This window comes from Mycolicibacterium stellerae, from assembly GCF_003719305.1.
GTDB lineage: Bacteria > Actinomycetota > Actinomycetes > Mycobacteriales > Mycobacteriaceae > Mycobacterium > Mycobacterium stellerae.
In genome coordinates, this window is sequence record NZ_RARC01000014.1 from 39,730 (window position 1) to 60,830 (window position 21,101).

Annotated in this window: 18 protein-coding genes; 8 read left to right on the forward strand and 10 right to left on the reverse strand. The window is 65.7% G+C overall.

Annotation, left to right across the window (positions count from 1 at the left end; all coding sequences use genetic code 11):
• The first annotated feature begins 439 nt into the window (after positions 1-439).
• Entirely contained in the window at positions 440-1,828 is a 1,389-nt protein-coding gene (locus D6M19_RS18260; protein ID WP_123026658.1) for an OFA family MFS transporter, read from the forward strand.
• Between the two features lie 269 nt (positions 1,829-2,097).
• A complete protein-coding gene (locus D6M19_RS18265) occupies positions 2,098-2,832 on the forward strand; it encodes a GntR family transcriptional regulator (protein ID WP_123026659.1) in 735 nt (244 codons plus the stop codon).
• Between the two features lie 6 nt (positions 2,833-2,838).
• On the opposite strand, the gene fdhD is transcribed toward D6M19_RS18265, so the two are convergent.
• On the reverse strand, positions 2,839-3,705 hold the full coding sequence (gene fdhD / locus D6M19_RS18270; RefSeq protein ID WP_123026660.1) for a formate dehydrogenase accessory sulfurtransferase FdhD: 867 nt from the start codon (positions 3,703-3,705) through the stop codon (positions 2,839-2,841).
• A gap of 86 nt (positions 3,706-3,791) precedes the next feature.
• Here fdhD and D6M19_RS18275 point away from each other — a divergent pair, with 86 nt between their 5' ends.
• Complete coding sequence (locus tag D6M19_RS18275; RefSeq protein ID WP_123026661.1) at positions 3,792-5,141, forward strand: OFA family MFS transporter; 1,350 nt, start codon at positions 3,792-3,794, stop codon at positions 5,139-5,141.
• A gap of 23 nt (positions 5,142-5,164) precedes the next feature.
• Entirely contained in the window at positions 5,165-5,458 is a 294-nt protein-coding gene (locus D6M19_RS18280; RefSeq protein ID WP_123026662.1) for an Rv0250c family protein, read from the forward strand.
• A 94-nt stretch (positions 5,459-5,552) separates the two neighbouring features.
• Here D6M19_RS18280 and D6M19_RS18285 read toward each other — a convergent pair whose 3' ends face one another.
• The 7 genes from D6M19_RS18285 to D6M19_RS18315 form a co-directional block, all read right to left on the reverse strand.
• On the reverse strand, positions 5,553-5,765 hold the full coding sequence (locus tag D6M19_RS18285; RefSeq protein WP_123026663.1) for a formate dehydrogenase subunit delta: 213 nt from the start codon (positions 5,763-5,765) through the stop codon (positions 5,553-5,555).
• Position 5,766: 1 nt separating this feature from the next.
• Entirely contained in the window at positions 5,767-8,586 is a 2,820-nt protein-coding gene (gene fdhF, locus D6M19_RS18290) for a formate dehydrogenase subunit alpha (RefSeq protein ID WP_123026664.1), read from the reverse strand.
• Entirely contained in the window at positions 8,583-10,184 is a 1,602-nt protein-coding gene (locus D6M19_RS18295) for a formate dehydrogenase beta subunit (RefSeq protein ID WP_123026665.1), read from the reverse strand. Before D6M19_RS18295 ends, fdhF begins: the two co-directional genes overlap by 4 nt.
• The gene (locus tag D6M19_RS18300) at positions 10,181-10,672 is read right to left on the reverse strand and encodes a formate dehydrogenase subunit gamma (protein WP_123026666.1); all 492 of its coding nucleotides are present in this window, start codon (positions 10,670-10,672) and stop codon (positions 10,181-10,183) included. Before D6M19_RS18300 ends, D6M19_RS18295 begins: the two co-directional genes overlap by 4 nt.
• A 92-nt stretch (positions 10,673-10,764) precedes the next feature.
• The gene (gene frc, locus D6M19_RS18305; protein ID WP_123026667.1) at positions 10,765-12,021 is read right to left on the reverse strand and encodes a formyl-CoA transferase; all 1,257 of its coding nucleotides are present in this window, start codon (positions 12,019-12,021) and stop codon (positions 10,765-10,767) included.
• Between the two features lie 51 nt (positions 12,022-12,072).
• Entirely contained in the window at positions 12,073-13,803 is a 1,731-nt protein-coding gene (oxc, locus tag D6M19_RS18310) for an oxalyl-CoA decarboxylase (RefSeq protein ID WP_123026668.1), read from the reverse strand.
• Between the two features lie 166 nt (positions 13,804-13,969).
• Positions 13,970-14,878: a LysR family transcriptional regulator gene (locus tag D6M19_RS18315; protein ID WP_123026669.1), complete on the reverse strand. Its 909-nt coding sequence runs from the start codon at positions 14,876-14,878 to the stop codon at positions 13,970-13,972.
• A gap of 110 nt (positions 14,879-14,988) precedes the next feature.
• Between D6M19_RS18315 and D6M19_RS18320 the strand changes: the two genes are divergently transcribed.
• Complete coding sequence (locus tag D6M19_RS18320) at positions 14,989-15,468, forward strand: PAS domain-containing protein (protein WP_123026670.1); 480 nt, start codon at positions 14,989-14,991, stop codon at positions 15,466-15,468.
• A gap of 98 nt (positions 15,469-15,566) precedes the next feature.
• Here D6M19_RS18320 and pyk read toward each other — a convergent pair whose 3' ends face one another.
• Together pyk and D6M19_RS18330 are read right to left on the reverse strand one after the other, a co-directional pair.
• Positions 15,567-16,985: a pyruvate kinase gene (pyk, locus tag D6M19_RS18325; RefSeq protein WP_164478566.1), complete on the reverse strand. Its 1,419-nt coding sequence runs from the start codon at positions 16,983-16,985 to the stop codon at positions 15,567-15,569.
• 31 nt (positions 16,986-17,016) lie between these two features.
• On the reverse strand, positions 17,017-18,015 hold the full coding sequence (locus tag D6M19_RS18330) for a 2-dehydropantoate 2-reductase (protein ID WP_123026672.1): 999 nt from the start codon (positions 18,013-18,015) through the stop codon (positions 17,017-17,019).
• Between the two features lie 283 nt (positions 18,016-18,298).
• On the opposite strand from D6M19_RS18330, the gene D6M19_RS18335 reads away from it, so the two are divergent.
• The 3 genes from D6M19_RS18335 to D6M19_RS18345 are packed head-to-tail and all read left to right on the forward strand — an operon-like array spanning position 18,299 to position 21,088.
• Complete coding sequence (locus D6M19_RS18335) at positions 18,299-19,393, forward strand: Re/Si-specific NAD(P)(+) transhydrogenase subunit alpha (protein ID WP_123026673.1); 1,095 nt, start codon at positions 18,299-18,301, stop codon at positions 19,391-19,393.
• Positions 19,390-19,707: an NAD(P) transhydrogenase subunit alpha part 2 gene (locus D6M19_RS18340; RefSeq protein WP_123026674.1), complete on the forward strand. Its 318-nt coding sequence runs from the start codon at positions 19,390-19,392 to the stop codon at positions 19,705-19,707. Before D6M19_RS18335 ends, D6M19_RS18340 begins: the two co-directional genes overlap by 4 nt.
• Complete coding sequence (locus D6M19_RS18345) at positions 19,700-21,088, forward strand: NAD(P)(+) transhydrogenase (Re/Si-specific) subunit beta (RefSeq protein WP_123026675.1); 1,389 nt, start codon at positions 19,700-19,702, stop codon at positions 21,086-21,088. Before D6M19_RS18340 ends, D6M19_RS18345 begins: the two co-directional genes overlap by 8 nt.
• The last annotated feature ends 13 nt before the right edge of the window (positions 21,089-21,101 follow it).

A 21,101-nucleotide genomic window follows, 5' to 3' on the forward strand; every position in this document is an offset into this window, starting at 1 on the left:
GGCGCGCCGAGGCCTGGTTTGCACACAGCGAACTGCCAGCTAGAGCCAGCTGTGGATGCGGCGTGACCGCGAGGCCAACTCTGTTCTGCTACAAGGATTGTCGCCATCGGAGTGATCGATTCTAGCCCGCCTGTGCGGCAACGGCACTGGTCGTCGTTCGCGTACATCCCAGGAGATTTCCAGCGAATTGATCTTGCGCGTCCGAGGATTGTATGTAGTATACCGCGGTATGTGATCCCGGTTACTTTGCATAAGTCGAGTGACTGGATTCACAGAGATAGCTGTATGCAATATCCCATCGGCCGTGCGGACGGCGAGGGGCTGAGACGTCAGCCTCGGCAACAAGCTCAGCCTCAACGCAAAGGGGTCATCTCATGAATTCCCCCACCAACCAAAGAAAACCGTCGCAGGATCACATGGCACCAGGAGGTTTCACAGCATGAATTCGCCAGCGCAGCCGAAATACCGAGAGGTAGTCGACGACAACGGCAGGGTGTATCGGATCGGCGAGACCGACCGCGACATCCTGGGACGGTCACGGGCATCAATGGTGTGGCTCCCATGGATCGCGATGATGGCCATCAGCTCGTCCGAATACGCGTTCACCTCCGCCGAGGAGACGCTGTCAGATGCACACGGCTGGCACGGCGCCCACATCTTCTGGCTGCTCGGCGTATGGGTGCTCTTCCAGGCCGCGGTCGCGTTCCCCGCCGGTCGACTGCGGGAGAGCGGCAGGGTGTCGGCACGGTCGGCGATGATGATCGGTGCCGCCGGGTCGCTCCTCGGTTACCTCTCGCTGGCGTACGCCCCGCACGTCCTCCTCGCGTACCTGGGCTTCGGGTTCTTCGGCGGAGGCGCAGCCGGTTTCGTATACGCGACCTGCGTCAACATGGTGGGTAAGTGGTATCCCGAGCGCAAGGGCGGCAAGACCGGATTCGTCAACGGTGGCTTCGCCTACGGTTCGGTGCCCTTCATCTTCCTGTTCACCAGCTACATGGATCTGGAGAACTACCAGGGCATCCTGTTCGCGGTCGGCGTCTTCCTGGCCGCACTGGTCGCGGTGACCGGCTTCTTCTTCAAGGATCCGCCGAAGAACTGGTGGCCCCCGCACGTCGACCCGCTGAAGGTATCGGAAGACCCGCGGGTTCGCCGCGCCCTGCTCAAGAACCCGCCTGCGGTCAAGCAGTTCACCCCGATGGAAGCGGTCAAGACCGGGATCCTGCCGCTGATGTGGTTCCTGCTGCTGTGCACCGCCGGCATCAACATCTTCGGCATCGCCATGCAGGTGCCCTTCGGCAAGGAGATGGGCTTCGCCGGTGGGATCGTGGCACTCGCGATGAGCCTCAAGGCGATCATCAACGGCACCGGGCGAGGGGTGATCGGCTGGATCTCCGATCTGTACGGGCGTCGGAACACGCTCATCATCGTGTGCGCGGTGCTCGGCCTTGCCCAGTACGCGGTCTACTTCTCCGGCTCCATCGGCAGCATGCCGCTGTTCCTACTGGCATCGATGATCTCCGGCTTCGGTGGCGGCGCGATCTTCCCACTGTTCGCGGCGATGACCGCCGACTATTTCGGTGAGAACAACAACGCCACCAACTACGGCCTGGTCTACAGCTCGAAGTTGATTTCCGGGCTCGTCGGTGCGGGAATGGGTGCGGTCGTGGTCGACACGTGGGGTTACGGCACCGCGTTCGTGATCGCCGGTTCGGTCGGCATCGGCTGCGCCTTCCTCTCGTTCTTCCTCCGTCAGCCCAAACTGCCTACGCAGACGGAGCCGGCACCGGTCGTGGCGCCGATAAAGGAAAGGGCACTGGTAGTCGACTAGCGACGGCTGCTTGTTGTCCGCACCCCGGGTGTGGTGGTCCTGTTCAGGGCTTCCACGCCCGGGGTGTTTCGTTGCGCGGCGCGTCCGATTCAACCGTCCGATTCAACCGCGAGCAGCTATCGAACCGGATAATCGGGGTACTCAAGGTGAACGCACGCCGTGGTCGACACCTGCCTCGGCGTGCAGGCTATTGCATACGAAAAGCTGTATGTTTGTATCCGCCCGCTAGCAACGTGGTTTCCGCTAGCACTTGGTTAAGGAGCGCAGCGATGTCACTTCCCGCCCAGGGTTCGCGTAGTCGAGCCCCGGCTTCGAGGAACAGCGTGCTGGCAGACTCCGCAGCGCGCCGCGTGCAGCGCCCCGCCCCCCTGCGTCAGGCCGTTTACGAAGCGATCGTCGAACTGATCGTGCACGGAACTCTGAAACGGGGCCAGCACCTGGTCGAGAACGAGCTGGCGGAATACCTCGGCGTCAGCAGGCAGCCGGTGCGAGAAGCCCTGCAGCGCTTGCAGACCGATGGCTGGATCGAACTACGGCCTGCACAAGGCGCCTTCGTGCACGTCCCTTCCGAGGAAGAGGTAGACCAGCTCCTCAGCGTGCGAACGGTCCTAGAGGCATACTCTGCCCGGCTCGCCGCCGAGCGCGCCACCCCCGAGGACGTCAATCGGCTGTGGGAGCTGCAGCAGGACGGCTTGAATGCGTTGACGGCCAACGACCCGGAGGGACTGGTGGCGGCCAACGCGGCACTGCATGCCGCGATCACTGCCCTCGCGGGCAACGCCGTGCTCGCCGAACACATCGCACTCGTCGAACGAAAGTGGCGCTGGTATTACCTCCCGATCGCGCAGCCACGCGGCCAGGGCGCGTGGACCGAACACGCCGCGCTGATCAAGGCCATCGCGGCAGGCGACGCCGATCAGGCGACCGACATCATGACTCGGCACACGGAATTGACTCGCGAGTCCTACCACGAACAGCGGGTTGCCAAGTCCGACAACGAGTAGCGGTCGTCAGATCGCCTGCCGCCGATCGGTATCGGCACTTTCGTCGCGATCGGCGCAGATGCGCTCGACGCCGGAATAGATGTTCATCGACGATCCGCGCAGGAAACCGATCAGCGTCAGTCCCATCTCCCTGGCGAGATCGACGGCAAGCGAAGACGGCGCGGACACCGCGGCCAGCGCGGGCAGGCCGGCCATCACCGCCTTCTGCACCAGTTCAAAGGAAGCCCGGCCACTCACCATCAGGGTCGTGCCGCTCAGCGGCAGGTGGCCTGCGTCGAGCGCCCACCCGATGACTTTGTCGACGGCGTTGTGTCTGCCGACGTCCTCCCGCACGCATAGCAGCTGCCCGTCGGCGTCGAACAACGCGGCCGCGTGCAGTCCGCCCGTGCGGTCGAAGACCCGCTGAGCCGCTCTGAGCTTCTCCGGCAGCGTGGCGATCGTCGCGACGTTGAGCCGCAGCGGATCACGATCGACGTGCCACTTGCTGATGGTGCGGACCGCCTCGAGGCTTGCCTTGCCGCACAGGCCGCACGACGACGTTGTATAGAAGTTGCGTTCGAGCGACGGGTCGGGGGCAACCACGCCGTCATCGAGGAGCACGTCGAGCACGTTGTAGGTATTGACGCCATCGGCGGTCGCTCCCGCGCAATAGCGGATCGCGGCGATGTCCGAGTCGGCAGACACCACGCCCTCGCTCACGAGAAAGCCTCGGGCCAAATCGAAGTCGTCGCCCGGGGTCCGCATGGTCACGGTGAGCGGACGGCCGGCCACCCTGATCTCCAGAGGTTCTTCCGCGGCCACGGTGTCCGAACGGGAAGCTGCCACCCCGTCGGCCATGCGCACGACTCGGTATCTACTGGTTACGCGTCCCACTCCGGCTCCCGAGGTCGCTTCTGTAGATGGACAGGTGATCCAGGTCACGCTAGACTCTTGGCATACTGTATGCAATAGGAGTCTACATGTCCCCCATCAGCGCCCCAGTCGCCGTCGTCGAAGTCCGGGACCTCCACGGACGCTCGTACCGCGTCGGTGAGCGACCGCACGACATCATCGGTCACTCGCGGAAGTGGATGCTCTGGCTCTCATGGGCCGCCATGGCGGGGATCGGCGTGCTGCAATACGGCTACGGCGTCGCCATCACCGCGCTGCATGTGACTGACGGTTCGACTGTGACGGGCGCCCTCTGGATGCTCGCACTGTGGGTGGTGTTCCAGGCTGGCGCGGCCGCGCCGACTGCCGCGTTGAGCCACCGGTTTGCACTGGCCCCGTCGCGCGCCGTGCTCGTCGGAGCCCTGTTGTGCGCCGCAGGCCCATTGACCCTCGCCTATACCGACAGCTTCGCGCTTGCGGTGCTCGGTTTCTCGGTGTTGTCCGGTACTGGCGCCGGAATCGTCTATGCCACATGCACGTCCACCGTTGCGAAGTGGTATCCAGAGCAGCGTGCCGTCCGGGTCGGGTTCGTCACGGGGGCCTTCGGGTATGGTGCCGTGCCGTTCATCGCGCTCTTCGCCGCCGTCCTCACACCAGGAAACCGATCGGCGATCTTGGCAGGCGTTGGCGTCTGCGTCCTGCTCGTCGTCGGGATGTGCGGCGCGCTCCTGCGCGATCCGCCTGCGGGCTGGTGGCCACCCGAGATCGACCCCAAACTCTGGGCAATCGACAAGCGGGTTAACCGCAGCCTGCGCAACAACGTCGCAGCGGTGCGGCAGTACTCACCTCACGAAGCCGTCCGGACGCCTGCATTCGTGGTGATGTATCTGATCCTGGTTTTCGCCGCCGCGGCCTCGCTGCTGGCCATCGTCTATGTCCCGTTCGTGGCACTCGCCCACGGGTTTTCGCTCGCCGTCGGAGCGTCGGCGGTCGGTCTGCTCGCTGTCGTCAACGGCGCGGGACGCAGCGTCGCCGGTCGAATCTCCGACCGCTTCGGGCGCCGTGAGACGCTGAGCGCCGCGCTTCTGCTCGAGGGCTGCGCACAGTTGGGGCTCGTCTGTTCCGCATCGGCCGGACAGGTCGTCGCGTTCGTGGCCTTCGCTGCGCTGAGCGGGATGGCCGGCGGCGCGTTCTATCCGCTGTTCGCAAGCCTGGTCGCCGACTACTTCGGCGAGCGGAACGCCGTGCGCAACTTCGGCGTGGTCTATAGCGCCAAGGTGTTCGGCGGCATCATCGGCGTTGGTCTGCCTGCGATGGCGGTCGCATCGGACGGTCTCACGCATCTGTTCGTCGCCGCCGGCCTCCTCAGCCTGTGCGCCGCTGCCATGACGCGGATGCTCCACCGGCCCGGATATCCCGCGTTGCACCTCCCGCGGTAATCGCCTTCCCCCAAGGAGATCCGATGTCAAGCAGTGCGGAACGCGAAGAGCTCAACGAGCTGATCGGCGCCCTGTTGAAGTGCGTGACCTCGTTGGCGTCGAAGTGTGGCGACACGCCGGCAATGCGTCGACTCGTGAATGACGCCGAACGCATCCTCAACGGCGTCGACCGGCTCGACATCGACGTCGAAGAGCTCGACACTCCCCGTGGGCTCAGCCCGTCCGTCGAGATGATCCAGATCCCCGACACCCAGTACGACATCGACTTCTGGCGGGACGCCGATCACGAAGGTGTCGGCGGGCGCAGCGGCGCGTAACGCCGAAACCAACGTTTGGGTGCAGAAGTGCGAGTAGCACGCGCCATTTCGTCGATCTCGGCGCGTCGGAAGCCGCGGGTCTGAACCCGAGGTACTACCGCAGCAGGGCCGCCGCGGACACCGCCACGGGCTCGAAACCCGTTGCCTGCGAGTCGACGAGCTCGAAGAGTCGCCGTTTCATGCGCGGGTCCCAGAACCGGTGTACGTGGTCGGCGACCTCGGCAACCGCCTGCTCAGTGGGCAGGTAACCGAAATGCACGACGATCTTGTTGATCAGCCGGATCTCGGAAGCATCGTCGGCCGACATGTCATTCCACCAGTCCGGCGGCCAGCACACGGTCTGCGGCCGCGCCCTGCAGATGACCGAGCGGGTGCGTGAGCGTGACTTGGACGGCCGTCACCTTGTACTCCGGGCAGTTCGTCGCCCAGTCGGAATTCTCCGTCGTCACCACATTCGCCCCGGTGACCGGATAATGAAATGTGGTGTACACGACGCCTGTCGGCATCCGATCCGACAGCTGCGCACGCAGCGTCGTCTCGCCTACCCGGCTGCTCAATGTGACCTCGTCGCCGTCGGTGATACCCCGGCCCTCGGCGTCGTGCGGATGGATCTCCAGCAGATCCTCTTGGTGCCAGGCGATGTTCGCCGTGCGCCGGGTCTGCGCCCCGACGTTGTACTGGCTCAGAATCCGGCCCGTGGTCAGGATCAACGGAAAGCGCCGCGTGCTGCGCTCGTCCGTCGGCACGAACGGGGTCGGCATGAACCTGCCTAGTCCCCGTGTGAACGATTCGACGTGCATGATCGGCGTGCCATCGGGAGCGTGCTCGTCGCACGGCCACTGAATGCTGCCCACCTCGTCGAGCCGGTCAAACGATACTCCAGCGAATGTCGGTGTGACAGAGGCTATCTCGTCCATGATCTGGCTCGGGTGGTCGTAATGCATGGGATAGCCCATGGCCGTGGCGATCTGGCAGACGATGTCCCATTCGTGCTGGCCGCTCTTGGGCTTCATCACCGCACGGACCCGGTTGATCCGGCGTTCGGCGTTGGTGAAGGTGCCGTCCTTCTCGAGGAACGACGCGCCAGGCAGAAACACGTGGGCGTACTTGGCGGTCTCGTTGAGGAACAGGTCCTGGACCACCACGAGCTCCATCGCGCCGAGCGCGGCCAAGACATGCTTGACGTTCGGGTCGGACTGCGCGATGTCCTCCCCGTGCACGAACAGCCCCCGGAATGTGCCGTCGATCGCCGCGTCGAACATGTTCGGAATGCGCAACCCCGGCTCTGCTAACAGCGTTGTACCCCAGAGGTTTTCGAACACAGTGCGCACGGCGTCGTCCGACACGTGCCGGTATCCGGTCAGCTCGTGCGGGAAAGAACCCATGTCGCAGGCGCCCTGCACGTTGTTCTGACCGCGCAGCGGGTTGACGCCGACACCGTCGCGGCCGATATTGCCGCACGCCATCGCCAGGTTTGCCATCCCCATCACCGTCGTCGAGCCCTGGCTGTGTTCGGTCACGCCAAGGCCGTAGTAGATGGCTCCGTTCGGCGCCATGGCGTACAGCCGCGCGGCCGCGCGCAACTCCTCTGCGGGCACGCCGGTGATCGACTCGACCGCCTCGGGGCTGTGCTCGTCGCCCGAGATGAACCGGGCCCACTCGTCGAATCCCTCACACCGGGCCGCGACGAACGCCTTGTCGGCCAGGCCCTCGGTCACCACCACGTGGGCCATGGCATTGACCACCGCCACGTTCGTTCCCGGCTTCAACTGGAGGTGGTGGTCGGCCTCGATGTGTGGCGAGCGCACCAGGTCGATGCGACGCGGGTCGACTACGATGAGCCGGGCACCCTGGCGCAGCCGCTGCTTCATCCTGGACGCGAACACCGGGTGCCCGTCGGTCGGGTTGGCCCCGATCACCACGATGACGTCGGCCTGCGCCACCGACCGGAAGTCCTGCGTACCTGCCGACTCACCGAAGGTCTGCTTGAGCCCATATCCCGTGGGCGAGTGGCACACCCGGGCACATGTGTCCACGTTGTTGCTGCCGAATGCGGCGCGAACCATTTTCTGGACGACGTAGACCTCTTCGTTCGTGCACCGCGACGACGTGATCCCGCCGATCGCCCCCGCGCCGTGCCGGGCCTTGATGTCGAGCATCCGGCGCGCGACGGTTCCGATCGCCTCATCCCACTCGACCTCCCGCCACGGGTCGGTGATCTTGTCGCGAACCATCGGCTTGAGCACCCGGTCCGGATGGGTCGCGTAGCCGAAAGCGAACCGTCCTTTCACGCACGAGTGCCCCTCGTTGGCGCCGCCGTCCTTGTGGGGCACCATGCGGACCAGTTCGTCGCCGCGCAACTCCGCCTTGAACGAGCAGCCGACGCCGCAGTAGGCGCACGTGGTGATCACCGAGCGGGACGGCATCCCCAGCTGGATCACCGACTTCTCCTGCAGGGTGGCCGTCGGGCACGCCTGCACGCAGGCGCCACACGAAACGCACTCCGAGTCCATGAACGACTCGCCCGCGCCTGCCGACACCTTCGATTCGAAGCCGCGGCCCTCGATGGTCAGCGCGAAGGTGCCCTGGATCTCGTCACAGGCCCGCACGCAGCGCGAGCAGGCAATGCATTTGGACGGGTCGAAGTCGAAGTACGGGTTGCTGTCGTCGACCACGGCGTCGAGGTGGTTCTCCCCGTCGTAGCCGTACCTGACCTCACGCAGTCCGACTGCGCCCGCCATGTCCTGCAATTCGCAATCGCCGTTGGCCGAGCAGGTCAGACAATCCAGCGGATGGTCGGAGATGTAGAGCTCCATGACGCTTTCGCGGAGCTTGGCGACCTTCGGCGTCTGGGTCCGGACCACCATGCCGTCGGCCACCGGGGTCGTGCACGAAGCGGGAGTTCCACGGCGGCCGTCGATTTCGACCAGACAGAGCCGGCAGGACCCGAACGCTTCGAGGCTGTCGGTTGCGCACAACTTGGGCACATCGACACCGGCCAGCGCGGCCGCCCGCATGACGGACGTGCCTTCGGGGACGGCGACGCGCAGCCCGTCCACCTCGAGCGAGACAGACGCGGGACCGTCCTTCGCCGGGGTGCCGAAGTCGGGTTCCTTGAGCAACGTCATGGTGTGCCTTCCGTCCTCACGCTGATGGGCAGTTGCATGCCTGGCGAAATCGGTTGCCTGGCCAGAAAATCGTCGGGAAACTCCGTGATCGCGCTGCGGACCGGCATCGGGGTGAGACCGCCCATGGCGCACAACGAGCCATCGGTCATGACGTCGCAGAGGTCTTCGAGTAGGGCAAGGTTCTCGTCGGGGTGTTCACCCGCAGTGATCCGGTCGATCACCTCGACGCCGCGCACCGAGCCCACCCGACACGGTGTGCACTTGCCGCACGACTCCGCGGCGCAGAACTCCATGGCGAATCTGGCCTGGGCCGCCATGTCGACGGTGTCGTCGAACACCACTATGCCGCCGTGGCCGACCATTGCACCGGCCGCGACGAACGCCTCGTAGTCCATCGGAAGGTCGAACTTGGACGTCGGCAGGTACGCGCCGAGCGGCCCGCCGACCTGGACCGCACGCACGCGACGTCCAGAACGCGTGCCACCTCCGTAACCGTCCACGAGCTCACCCAGCGTCACCCCGAAGGCCAATTCCACGATGCCGCCGTTGCGGACGTTCCCGCCGAGCTGGAAGAGCTGGGTACCCCGTGACCGTCCCACGCCGAGTTCCTGATACGCCTGCGCACCGTCAGCAAGGATGGTCGGCACGCTGGCCAGCGTGAGCACGTTGTTCACCACCGTTGGCTTGCCGAACAGACCGTTGATGGCCGGGATCGGCGGCTTTGCGCGGACCATGCCGCGCTTGCCCTCGAGACTCTCCAGCATGGAGGTCTCCTCGCCGCAGATGTAGGCGCCGCCCCCCACCCGGACATGCAGGTCGAAATTCAGCGACGAGCCGAGCACGTTGGCCCCGAGCCACCCTTGGCCCCTTGCGATTCCGATGGCCGAGCGCATCGTGGCCACCGCGTCGGGATACTCCGACCGGATGTAGATGTACCCCTCGCTCGCGCCGACGGCGTATGCCGCGATCGTCATGCCCTCGATGAGCATGAACGGGTCCCCCTCCATGACCATCCGGTCGGCGAACGTGCCGCTGTCGCCTTCGTCGGCGTTGCAGCAGACGAACTTCAGTTCGTCGACGCATTCGAGGACGGTTTTCCATTTGATGCCTGCTGGGAAACCGGCACCGCCGCGACCGCGCAGCCCGGAGTCGGTGACCTCGGCGACCACGTCGGCCGGGGACATCGACAATGCCCGACGTAGACCGGCGATGCCGCCGTGGTCGAGATAGTCGTTGGGAGACAACGGATCGGTGACGCCGACCCTGGCGAATGTGACCCGGTTCTGCGTCGCCAGCCAGGGTAGATCCTCGACCACGCCCAGTCGCGACGGGTGCTGCGCGCCATCGAACATGCCAGCGGCCACGAGGTCATCGACGGCGCCCGGGGTGACGGGTCCGTAGCCGATACGTCCATCGGGCGTGACCACCTCGACCAGTGGTTCCAGCCACAGCATTCCGCGAGAACCGTTGCGAACCAACTCGATTGGCCGTCCTACCCGCGCAGCGGCGCGCAGCAGCGCGTCGGCGACCTCGTCCGCGCCGACCGATGTCGCGGCGGAATCCCTTGGCACGTAGACGGTCACCGGTGCCGCGCTCATTGCGAGATCGCCTTCTCGATGATCGAGGACAGCCGATCCTCGTCCAGCCGACCGTGTAGCCGGCCGTTCACCTGCGCGGCGGGCCCGAGCGCGCAGTTGCCGAGGCAGAAAACCTGTTCGGCGGTCAGCGATCCGTCCCGGCTCGTCTCCCCCATCGACACGCCATAGCGATCCCGCAGGTGAGACACCAATCCTCCGGCGCCGACAGCCTGACACGCCTCGGCCCTGCAGACGCGGACCGTCGCGCGCCCGGCCGGTTCGGTACGGAAATCGTGGTAGAAGCTGACGACTCCGTGTACGTCGGCCCGAGAAAGGTTGAGCTCATCCGCCAACACGGGGATGGCCTCAGGCGGCACATGGCCCAAGACTCCCTGAACCGCGTGCAGGATCGGCAGCAGGGCGCCGCGCTGCGTGCGGAGGCTGGCGGCGATGTCTCGGACCAGGGCTGCGACCGTCGTGTTGGCCTCCCCTGTCGTCGTGGGATTCATGGGCTTCCTCCGGCGGGCCAGGTGAACGGATGAGAAGTGGGTGGAACCGCCCCAGGATTCCGGCCAGGGGCGGTTCTCACTCGCACGGCCGGCTAGACGACGACCTTGTTCTTGTGGAACTCGGCGATGGTGTCCGCGTCGTATCCCAGCTGGGCAAGAACCTCGTCGGTGTGCTCGCCGAGCAGTGGTGCGCCCGTGATCTCGGGCTTGAACGCGGAGAACTTGATCGGGCTGCCGACGGTCAGGAACGACCCGCGGCCCTTCTGATCAACCTCGACGATGCTGCCCGCTTCGCGCAGCGCCTGGTCGACAGCGAGTTCCTTCATGCTCATCACCGGCGCACACGGCACCTCCCACTCGCGCAGGATGTCGACCGCCTCGTACTTGGTCTTGTCGGCCAGCCACTTCTCGATCTCGGCGAAGATGTCGAAGATCTTGTCCTGGCGGGCAAGGGCGGTGCTGTAGCCCGGGTCCTCGGCCCACTCCGGCCTGCCGATGACCTCGGCCGTGCGCTTCCAGTTCTGCTCCTGGACGGTGAAGTAGATGTAGGCGTTGGGGTCGTTCTCCCAGCCCTTGCACTTGAGCACCCAGCCCGGCTGACCACCCCCGCCCGCGTTCCCGCCACGGGGGACGGTGTCGCCGAACTCGCCGTTCGGGTACTGCGGGTACTCCTCAAGGTAGCCAACGGCTTCCAGCCTCTGCTGATCGCGGAGCTTGACCCGGCAGAGGTTCAGCACGGAGTCTTGCATCGAGGCCGAGACCTTCTGACCCTTTCCGGTCTTGTCGCGCGCGATCAGCGCGGTGAGGATACCGATCAGCAGATGCATGCCCGTGTTGCTGTCGCCGAGGGCCGCACCGCTTACCGTCGGCGGGCCGTCCCAGAAGCCGGTGGTCGACGCGGCGCCGCCTGCGCACTGCGCGACGTTTTCGTACACCTTGAGGTCATTCCACGGTGACGCATCGTTGAATCCCTTGACAGAGCCGAAGATCAACCGCGGATTCCACTCCTGCAGCTTGTCCCACGACAGGCCCATCCGGTCCATGGCCCCCGGTGCGAAGTTCTCGACCAGCACATCGGCCCCGCGAATCAGCTTCTCCATCACCTCCAGTCCCTCGGGTGACTTCGTGTTGATCGCCAACGAGCGCTTGTTGCTGTTGAGCATGGTGAAGTACAGGGCGTCGACATCGGGGATGTCGCGCAACTGACCCCGCGTCACGTCACCCCCGCCAGGGCGCTCGACCTTGAGGACGTCGGCTCCGAACCAGGCGAGCATCTGTGTGCACGCCGGGCCTGCCTGGACGCCGGTGAAGTCGATCACTTTGATGCCGGAGAGCGGTAATTCGGTCATGAGACGTTTCCTTTCCATGTTTTCGTCTTCGTGCTCTGTACGGTCAGGCGTTCACTTGTTGGTGATGCCCTTGGGATTGAGGTGAGCGATGTTGCCGCTCTCGGTGCCGTCGGAGGGGTCGATGACGCAGTCGATGAGCGCAGGCCTGCCCGATGCAAGGGCCTCCCGCAGGCAGGCGGCGACCTCGGTCGGCGTTGTTGCCTGATATCCCTTGCCCCCGAAGGCTTTGATCATGAACTCGTGACGTGCCCGCAGGGCGGTCGGTGCCGGGTCGGCGGACGCGGAGACGTCGTCACCGCGGTAGACGCCGCTGTTGTTGAGGATGACGGTGACGATCGGCAGGTTGTACCGGCAGACCGCCTCCAGCTCCATTCCGCTGAACCCGAACGCACTGTCGCCTTCGATCGCGACAACCGGCTCACCGGTCTCCACGGCTGCGGCGATCGCGTAGCCCATGCCGATGCCCATCACACCCCACGTTCCGCTGTCCAACCGGTGCCGGGGTACCTGCATGCCAATTGTGTTGCGCGCCAGGTCAAGCGCGTTCGCGCCTTCGTTGACCACATAGACCTGGGGATTGTCGTGCAGGACATCGCGGATGGCCTGGATGGCGCCGAGGAATTTCATCGGGTGGGCGGCCAGCGCGGCCTCGAGGCGGCCCGCCATCTTGCCGACGTTCTGCGCCGACTTCGCCGTCAGCTCCTCGCGCCACTCCGTTTGGACGGTGATCTGACCTGGTTTGGCCCGTTCGAGCAGCGCCTCCATCACAGAGCCGATGTCGCCGACGAGCGGAGCCGCGATGGGCTGGTTGCTGTCCATCTCCGCGGCGGCGATGTCGACCTGAATGAACTTGGCGTCCGGGTTCCACTGCGGCGCATCGCCGTGTCCGAGAAGCCAGTTCAGCCGGGCGCCGACGAGCATCACCACGTCAGCCCGCTTCAGCGCCAACGACCGGGCGGTGGCGGCCGACTGCGGGTGATCGTCGGGCAGCAGGCCCTTCGCCATCGACATCGGCAGGTACGGCACGCCGGTGGTCTCGACGAACTCGAGGATCTGCTCGTCCGCCTGCGCATATGCGGCCCCCTTGCCGAGCACGATCAGGGGCCGTTTGGCGTCGGCGAGCAGGGCGATCGCGGAGTCGACCGTGTCGACTTCAGGCAGTTGCCGCGGGGCCGGGTTGACGACCCGCCACAGCGTCCCCGCGGCCTGCTCCGCATCGATCACCTCGCCGAGCACCGCGGCCGGGATGTCCAGGTAAACCCCTCCGGGGCGGCCGGACACCGCGGTGCGGATCGCGCGCGCCACCCCGCGGCCGATGTCCTCGGCCCGAGATACCCGGTAAGCAGCCTTGGCGAACATCCTGGCCGCCGCCAGTTGATCCATCTCTTCGTAGTCGCCTCGCTGAAGGTCCACGAGATGGCGCTCGCTGGAACCGGAGATCTGCACCATGGGGAAGCAGTTGGTGGTGGCATTGGCAAGCGCCACAAGCCCGTTGAGGAAGCCCGGAGCAGAAACGGTCAGACAGATGCCCGCCTTCTTCGTCAGGAACCCCGCCGCCGCGGCCGCATGGCCGGCGTCGCTCTCGTGGCGGAAGCCGATGTAGCGGATGCCCGACGCCTGTGCTAGCCGAGCCAGGTCGGTGATCGGGATCCCGACGACTCCGTAGATGGTGTGCACGTCGTTGAGCTTGAGTGCGTCGACGACCAGGTGGATCCCATCAGTGAGAGTGCCCGTGTCGTCGGCACCCTGCGCCTCCGTGTCTCGCGTGGGAGCGACGGTCATGATGTGGACCCTTCCTAACTGTTCGAAGCCGAAGCTGATTCGAAATTTCCTTTAGCTACTAACACTTTTCACGCCGTCGGCCGGCGCGTCCAAGACCTGTCGTCAACGAGTCGATAAACGGTGGTTATCACGGACTTCCGCGCCGTCCCCGGCTGTCGCCGAAGCATCACTGCCCGCTCAGGTCGCCGACGAGGTGCGGCCCGGCCGCCACATTCAGAAACGCTCTTGCGGCGACCGAACCGGGGGCCGCCGCGTGAATCGCCATTGAGATTGGCGCCGTCGCTTCCGGCTCGACGAGCCGGATTGCCCTCGCGGCACTCGTCACCGGCATCGCGCGCAGCCAGGTGTGCGGCACCACGCTCGCCCACGCTCCGGTCGCCACGTGTGCGTAAAGGGAAGCGACCGAATCGGTTTCGACCTGAGGGGTCGCAAGCGCCCCACTGCTCGCGAACGCCTTGTCGATGAACTGACGAAATCTCATGTCCGGTGTCAGCAACGCCAGCGGCAGCTCCGCAGCCTGAGCCCACGTGATGGTTTGGGCGCCCGGCGCCAACTTCTCCCCTGACACGAGCAACACGTATTGCTCCTCGTAGAGCGGCACTACCGTCAGGCCCAACTGGTCATCGGGCCCGAAGTGGGCGATGGCGGCGTCCAGCTCGAAGTTGCGAAGCTGCCGCAGCAACTCGGTGGATGACAGTCGCGAGCAGACCTTCACCTTGGCCAGCGGGTGCAACGCACAGAATGCGGCCACGGGCTGGGCCATCGTCGTGGACACCGTGGGCCCGGTGCCAAGGCGGAGCGTGCCGGAGATGCCCGAACGGAGCGCGGCCGCCTCGGCCTTGAGGCCGTGGTGATCGGCGAGCAGTCGCTTGGCCCACACCACGAGCCGTTCGCCCTCCAGGGTCAGACCCTCGAAGTTCTGGCCCCGGTTGATCAGCGTGACGTTCAGCTCGCGTTCCAGTTTGGCGATCGCCGTAGAAAGGGCAGGCTGGGATACGTAGCAGGCTTCCGCGGCGCGGGCGAAGTGTCGTTCCCTGGCGACGGCGACGAAGTACTCCAGCTGGCGTAGCAGCATGGGCGCTCCTTCCCGTCATCGTTGATTGTATACAGTATGGCTTATTCGGTATGGTACTCATGGATCGACGGAAATGTCCACCGTGGAACGGCGATGTGGGGAGGCAACAAATGAGCGAGACAACGCACACAGTTCCGGAGAGCGCCGAAGGCGGTGTCACCTGGGCCTGGCTCGCCGCAGCGGCGGTGACCGAAGCGCCCGATGCCATCGTGGTGACGGATCCGGACGGAATCGTTCGGCTGTGGAACAACGGAGCGGAGCGGGTCTTCGGGTTTTCGGCAGCCGAGATCGTCGGCCAGAGCCTCGACGTGATCATCCCCGAGAAGCTGCGGGACCGGCACTGGAGGGGCTACCGGCAGACAATGCTCACCGGATACACCCGCTACGGCGACACGCTGTTGAGCGTGCCTGCCACTCACCGTGACGGGCGCAGGCTGTCGGTCGAGTTCAGCGTCGCGCTACTGCGGGACGACGCCGACCAGATCGTCGGGATATCGGCGATCATGCGCGAGATCAGCGAGCGCCGGGAAGCCGAGAAGGCGTTGCGCGCCAAGCTGACCGAACTCGAGTCTCGGGTCGGCTCGGCCTGAGCGATCCGGCCCATCACGGCGAGCAGACACAAAATCGCACTGCGAGCGCGTGTCTAGGGCGATTTTGCGTCTGCTCGCGGGCCGACTAGCCCGCACGATCAGTCGATGCGCAGCACGCGCACCGAGTCGGTGCACCCCGATACGCCGCTGCGGCTGCCTGACACCACCACGACCAGACTTCCCGGATGCCGCATGCCCATGGCCGCCAACCCCCGACTCACCTCGGTCGGCAGGGTTTCGGCCGTGGTCGCGGGTGCCAGCACTGCGGACTCGATGCCCCAGGAGAACGCCAATCGAGCCCGTACCGACTCGTCGTGCGCGAAGGCCACCAGCGGCAGCGGCGATCGCTGGCGCGCCAGGCGCAGGGCCGTGTCGCCGGTACGAGTGAAGCAGCACAGCACCTTCGCGCCGAGCTGTCGGCCCAATTCGCAGGCGGCCGCGGCGACCGCGTCGCCAACGCCGGCATCGCTTTCCTCGGCAGCCCACTCCGGTGTGATCTCGTCGCACGGCGCGTCTTCGGCCGCAGCGACAATGCGCGCCATCGTGGCCACCGTGTGGGCCGGATACGCCCCGACGCTCGTCTCGGCGGACAACATGACTGCGTCCGCCCCGTCGAAGATGGCGTTGGCCACGTCGGAGACCTCGGCCCGGGTGGGGCGCCGATCAGAGATCATCGAATCCAGCATCTGGGTCGCCACGATCACCGGTTTGGCTGCCTGGCGACACAGGCCGATGGCCCGCTTCTGCACCAGCGGGACCTGCTCCAGCGGCATCTCCACACCGAGGTCCCCGCGGGCGACCATCAGTCCGTCGAACGCATCCACGATCGCCTTGAGGTCCGAAACCGCCTCCGGCTTCTCGAGTTTGGCCATGATGGGCACCCACTTGCCGACCTCGTCCATGACGGCGCGCGCGAGCTTCACCTCCTCGGGAGCCCGGACGAATGACATGGCCACCATGTCGGCCCCGAGCTCGAGGGCGAACTTCAGATCATCAATGTCCTTCTCGGACAGGGGCGGAACGCTCACCGCGACGCCCGGCAGCGAGATGCCTTTGTGGTCGCTGACCGGACCACCCCCGATAACCTCGCAGGTGATGTCGTCGCCGTTGACATCGACCACCCGCAGGTCGATTTTTCCGTCGTCGACGAGCAGCCGATCCGTCGGCCGCACATCGGCGGCCAGCCCCGCGTATGTCGTGGAGACCCGGTCGTGATCGCCCCGACATTCGGCGGTGGTGATCACGATGCGCTCACCGGTGGCCCAAACCACCGGGCCCGCGGCGAACCGGCCCAGCCGGATCTTGGGTCCCTGCAGATCGGCGAGCACCCCGACCGGACGACCGCGTTCGGCGGAGATCTGACGGACCATGTCGTAGACGAGCGAGTGCTCGGCTTGGGTGCTGTGGCTGAAATTCAGCCGCGCGACATCCATTCCGGCGTCGATGAGTTCGGCCAGTCGCGGCGCGGTACTGGTGGCGGGCCCTAAGGTGCAGACGATCTTGGCGCGACGGTTCAAGGTTGGTCCTCTCGGGACATAACGGACGAATTTACTTCTGCGCGATAGCCTGCGACGATGCAGGCGCGCACGTGCGTGCGAGCAGTTCGGTGGCGGCATGGATGGTGCGCAGGGTGGGAGCGTCGGCGCCGGTCAGGTCTGCCATCTCCACCACCGCGGTCACGATGGCGTCGAGTTCCAATTGCTTGCCCGATTCGAGGTCTTGCAGCATGGAGGTCTTGTGGTGTCCCACGTTCTCGGCCCCGCGCAGCCGTTTCTCGATGGAAATGTCGGGGGTGCTGCCCACCCTGGCGGCGATGTCGAGCGTCTCCTCCATCAGCTTGATGACCACGCGCCGGGTGCCGGGGTGCTGACACAACTCGACCATCGTCGCTCTGGTCAGCGCGCTGAGCGGATTGAACGCGACGTTGCCCATCAGCTTGATCCAGATGTCGTTGCGCAGGTCGGCCTCGACCGGCGCCTTCAATCCGCCGGCAATCATCGCGTCGCTCAACGCCTTACAGCGCGCCGAGATCTCTCCCGACGGCTCACCGATGGAAAACCGGGTGCCCTCGAGGTGCCGGATCACTCCTGGCGCCTCGATCGTGGTGGCTGGATACACCACGCAGCCGATGGCCCGCTCCGGTGACAGCACGGCGCTGGTGGCTCCGCCGGGATCGACGGCCTCGATCCGACGGCCGCGATACGGGCTTGGCATTTGGTGGAAATACCACCAGGGGATCCCGTTCTGCGCAGGCAGCACCGCCGTGTTCTCGCCGAGCAGCGGTTTCACCAGGGGGCCGCAGGACGGATAGCTGTGCGCTTTCAGCCCGAGAAAAACGTAATCAACGGGCCCGATCTCGGCCGGGTCGTCCGTCGCATTCGGATATGCCACGAAGTCGCCACGCGGACTGATCACGCGCACACCGTTTTTCCGCATCGCGTGCAGGTGTTCGTTCCGTGCAATGAGGTGCACTTCGGCGCCTCCGCGATGTAGTGCGGCTCCCCAATAGGCGCCGATTGCTCCGGCACCCACGACTGCGATCTTCACGACTACCTCCTTGATCGCATACTGTATGCACTCGTCGATGCGGTGTCTATCACCCAATTGGGGGACGCTTGGCGGCCCAACGGGAAATGCGTACAGATCGAGTGCCCGCCTTGAATACTCGCCGAGATCGCACGCCCCCGCCGTCTTGATGCCGACCAGGCTCTGGTGGATACTGTATGCGATATGCTAGCGTGGCTCTGCCCCCGGCCTTGGCATCGCCGCAGCACCACATCGACGTGAACCGCCAGGAGCGTTCTGCCCGGCCACAGCCAGGAAGAGGACTATGACGCTTATCGGAGTGCCCCGGGAAACCGCCCCGGGCGAACGACGCGTTGCGCTGGTTCCCAAGATCGTCGAACGACTTTGCGGCGCAGGCCTTTCCGTCATAATCGAGGCCGGGGCCGGGGCCGGGGCGCTCATCCCCGACGCGCACTACGAAGAGGCCGGAGCCACCGTCGGTGATCCCTGGCCTGCCGACGTCGTGGTGAAGGTGAACCCACCGACCGACGACGAAATCACGTTCATGAAGCCCGGATCCATCGTGGCCGGATTCCTGGCACCACGCACTCGCCCCGACGTCGCTGACCGACTCCGCATTGCGGGCGTCACCGGCTTCGCCATGGAAGCGGTGCCACGGATCTCTCGGGCGCAGACCATGGACGCGCTGTCCTCTCAAGCCAATGTGGCCGGCTACAAGGCGGTGCTATGCGCTGCCGAATGCTCGACGCGCTTCTTCCCCATGCTCACCACGGCCGCCGGAACGGTGAAGCCATCCGCGGTACTGGTACTCGGCGTGGGCGTTGCCGGGCTTCAGGCGCTGGCCACCGCCAAGCGGCTGGGCGCCCGCACGACCGGGTTCGACGTTCGGCCCGAGGTCGCCGAACAGGTTCGGTCGCTGGGCGCCCAGTGGCTGGAGCTCGGTGTTCAGGCCGCAGGCGATGGCGGCTACGCCCGCACGCTGACCACCGAGGAGCAGGCCGAGCAGCAACTGCGACTCACAGAGGCGATCTCGGGTTTCGACGTCGTGATCACCACGGCCCTCGTTCCGGGCCGCCCGGCACCTCGACTCGTCACCGCCGAGGCGGTACACCGAATGCGGCCGGGCAGCGTGGTTGTCGACCTCGCCGGTGAAGCGGGTGGCAACTGCGAGCTCACCGTGGCCGGGGAGACCGTTGTTCGGCACGCCGTCACCATCGCCTCGCCGTTGAACCTGCCTGCGACGATGCCGGAGCACGCCAGCGAGCTCTACGCGCGCAACGTCGCAGCGCTGCTCGAACACATGCTGGCCGACGGCGAGATCGTGCCGGACCTCTCCGACGAGATCCTTTCCGCGTGCTGCGTGACCGCGACCAGCGACCAGTTGACGGAGGCCCGATGACACTCCTGTCCAACCTGGCGATCTTGGTGTTGGCCGGCTACATCGGCTTCTCCGTGATCTCCAAGGTGCCCAACACCCTGCACACCCCGCTGATGTCCGGGACCAACGCCATCCACGGCATCGTCCTGCTCGCCGGCCTCGTGCTACTCGGCCGCTCCGCGTCCGGGGTGTTCGAGCGGACGTTGCTGGTGATCGCGATCGCCTTCGGCGCCATCAACGTGGTAGGCGGGTTCCTTGTCACAGACCGAATGCTCGGCATGTTCAAGAAGAAGCCGGCTTCCGAATCGGGAAGGACGGCGGCCGTTCATGAATGAGCTCATCTCGATTCTCTACATTGTTGCGTTCGCCCTGTTCATCTACGGCCTGATGGGCCTGACTGGTCCACGAACAGCGGTGCGTGGCAACATAATCGCCGGCGTCGGCATGGCGATTGCGATCGTGGCGACCCTGCTGAAGCCGGGGACGAGCAATTGGCTGTTGATCGCGCTCGGTCTCGCGTTGGGGACGGTCATCGGCGTGCCGTCGGCAAGGCAGGTCAAGATGACCGCGATGCCCCAACTGGTGGCGCTGTTCAACGGCGTCGGCGGCGGTGCGGTGGCCCTGGTGGCGTGGGTGGAGTTCCGGGACAGCCACGGCTTCGCGACGGTGGCCGGATATGTCACGGTCACTTCGATTTTCGCCGCAATCGTCGGTTCGGTGTCCTTCTGGGGATCGCTGATCGCCTTCGGCAAGCTGCAGGAGGTGTTGCCGGGCAGGCCGATCACGCTCGGCCGGGCACAGCAACCGCTCAACGCGGCACTACTGCTCGTCTCCATCGGTTGTGCCGTCGCGATCGGTCTTGGCCAACGATCCGAGTTGATGATCATCGGTGTCCTACTCTCGGCAGCGGTGCTCGGCGTAATGGTCGTGCTACCGATCGGCGGCGCGGACATGCCGGTCGTTATCTCGCTGCTCAACGCGCTGACCGGACTGTCCGCCGCGGCGACCGGGCTCGCGCTGGACAACACCGCGATGATCGTCGCAGGGATGATCGTCGGCGCCTCGGGCACGATCCTGACCAACCTGATGGCCAAGGCCATGAACCGGTCGATCCCGGCCATTGTTGCCGGCGGATTCGGCGGGACCAGCTCGGCCGCAGGCCCGGCCGGCGGTCCCGTGGACCAGACCGTACGGCAGACCAGTGCGGCCGACGCGGCGATGCAGATGGGGTACGCGAGCCAGGTGGTCATCGTCCCCGGCTACGGCATGGCCGTGTCCCAGGCGCAGCACGCGGTGCGCGAGATGGCCGGCCTGCTCGAGGAACGAGGCGTGGAGGTCAGACATGCCATCCATCCGGTTGCGGGCCGGATGCCGGGCCACATGAACGTGCTCCTCGCCGAGGCCGACGTCCCGTACGAGCAGCTCAAGGAAATGGACGAGATCAACGGCGAGTTCAGCCGCGCCGACGTGGCGCTGGTCATCGGTGCCAACGATGTCACGAACCCGGCGGCCCGCTCGAACCCCGCATCGCCGATCTACGGGATGCCGATCCTCAACGTGGACCAGGCGAGGTCGGTCATCGTGCTCAAGCGCTCGATGAGCGCCGGATTCGCCGGCATCGACAACGACCTGTACTTCGACCCGAAGACCGCAATGCTCTTCGGTGACGCAAAGTCGTCGGTCGCCGACATCAGCCAGGAACTGAAAGCCCTGTGAATGGAGTGCGCAG

Coding starts and splice junctions, on each gene's coding strand:
- D6M19_RS18260 (WP_123026658.1), top strand. CDS start 440: ATGAATTCGCCAGCGCAGCCGAAATACCGAGAGGTAGTCGACGACAAC.
- D6M19_RS18265 (WP_123026659.1), top strand. CDS start 2,098: ATGTCACTTCCCGCCCAGGGTTCGCGTAGTCGAGCCCCGGCTTCGAGG.
- D6M19_RS18275 (WP_123026661.1), top strand. CDS start 3,792: ATGTCCCCCATCAGCGCCCCAGTCGCCGTCGTCGAAGTCCGGGACCTC.
- D6M19_RS18280 (WP_123026662.1), top strand. CDS start 5,165: ATGTCAAGCAGTGCGGAACGCGAAGAGCTCAACGAGCTGATCGGCGCC.
- D6M19_RS18285 (WP_123026663.1), bottom strand. CDS start 5,765: ATGTCGGCCGACGATGCTTCCGAGATCCGGCTGATCAACAAGATCGTC.
- fdhF (WP_123026664.1), bottom strand. CDS start 8,586: ATGACGTTGCTCAAGGAACCCGACTTCGGCACCCCGGCGAAGGACGGT.
- D6M19_RS18295 (WP_123026665.1), bottom strand. CDS start 10,184: ATGAGCGCGGCACCGGTGACCGTCTACGTGCCAAGGGATTCCGCCGCG.
- D6M19_RS18300 (WP_123026666.1), bottom strand. CDS start 10,672: ATGAATCCCACGACGACAGGGGAGGCCAACACGACGGTCGCAGCCCTG.
- frc (WP_123026667.1), bottom strand. CDS start 12,021: ATGACCGAATTACCGCTCTCCGGCATCAAAGTGATCGACTTCACCGGC.
- oxc (WP_123026668.1), bottom strand. CDS start 13,803: ATGACCGTCGCTCCCACGCGAGACACGGAGGCGCAGGGTGCCGACGAC.
- D6M19_RS18315 (WP_123026669.1), bottom strand. CDS start 14,878: ATGCTGCTACGCCAGCTGGAGTACTTCGTCGCCGTCGCCAGGGAACGA.
- D6M19_RS18320 (WP_123026670.1), top strand. CDS start 14,989: ATGAGCGAGACAACGCACACAGTTCCGGAGAGCGCCGAAGGCGGTGTC.
- D6M19_RS18335 (WP_123026673.1), top strand. CDS start 18,299: ATGACGCTTATCGGAGTGCCCCGGGAAACCGCCCCGGGCGAACGACGC.
- D6M19_RS18340 (WP_123026674.1), top strand. CDS start 19,390: ATGACACTCCTGTCCAACCTGGCGATCTTGGTGTTGGCCGGCTACATC.
- D6M19_RS18345 (WP_123026675.1), top strand. CDS start 19,700: ATGAATGAGCTCATCTCGATTCTCTACATTGTTGCGTTCGCCCTGTTC.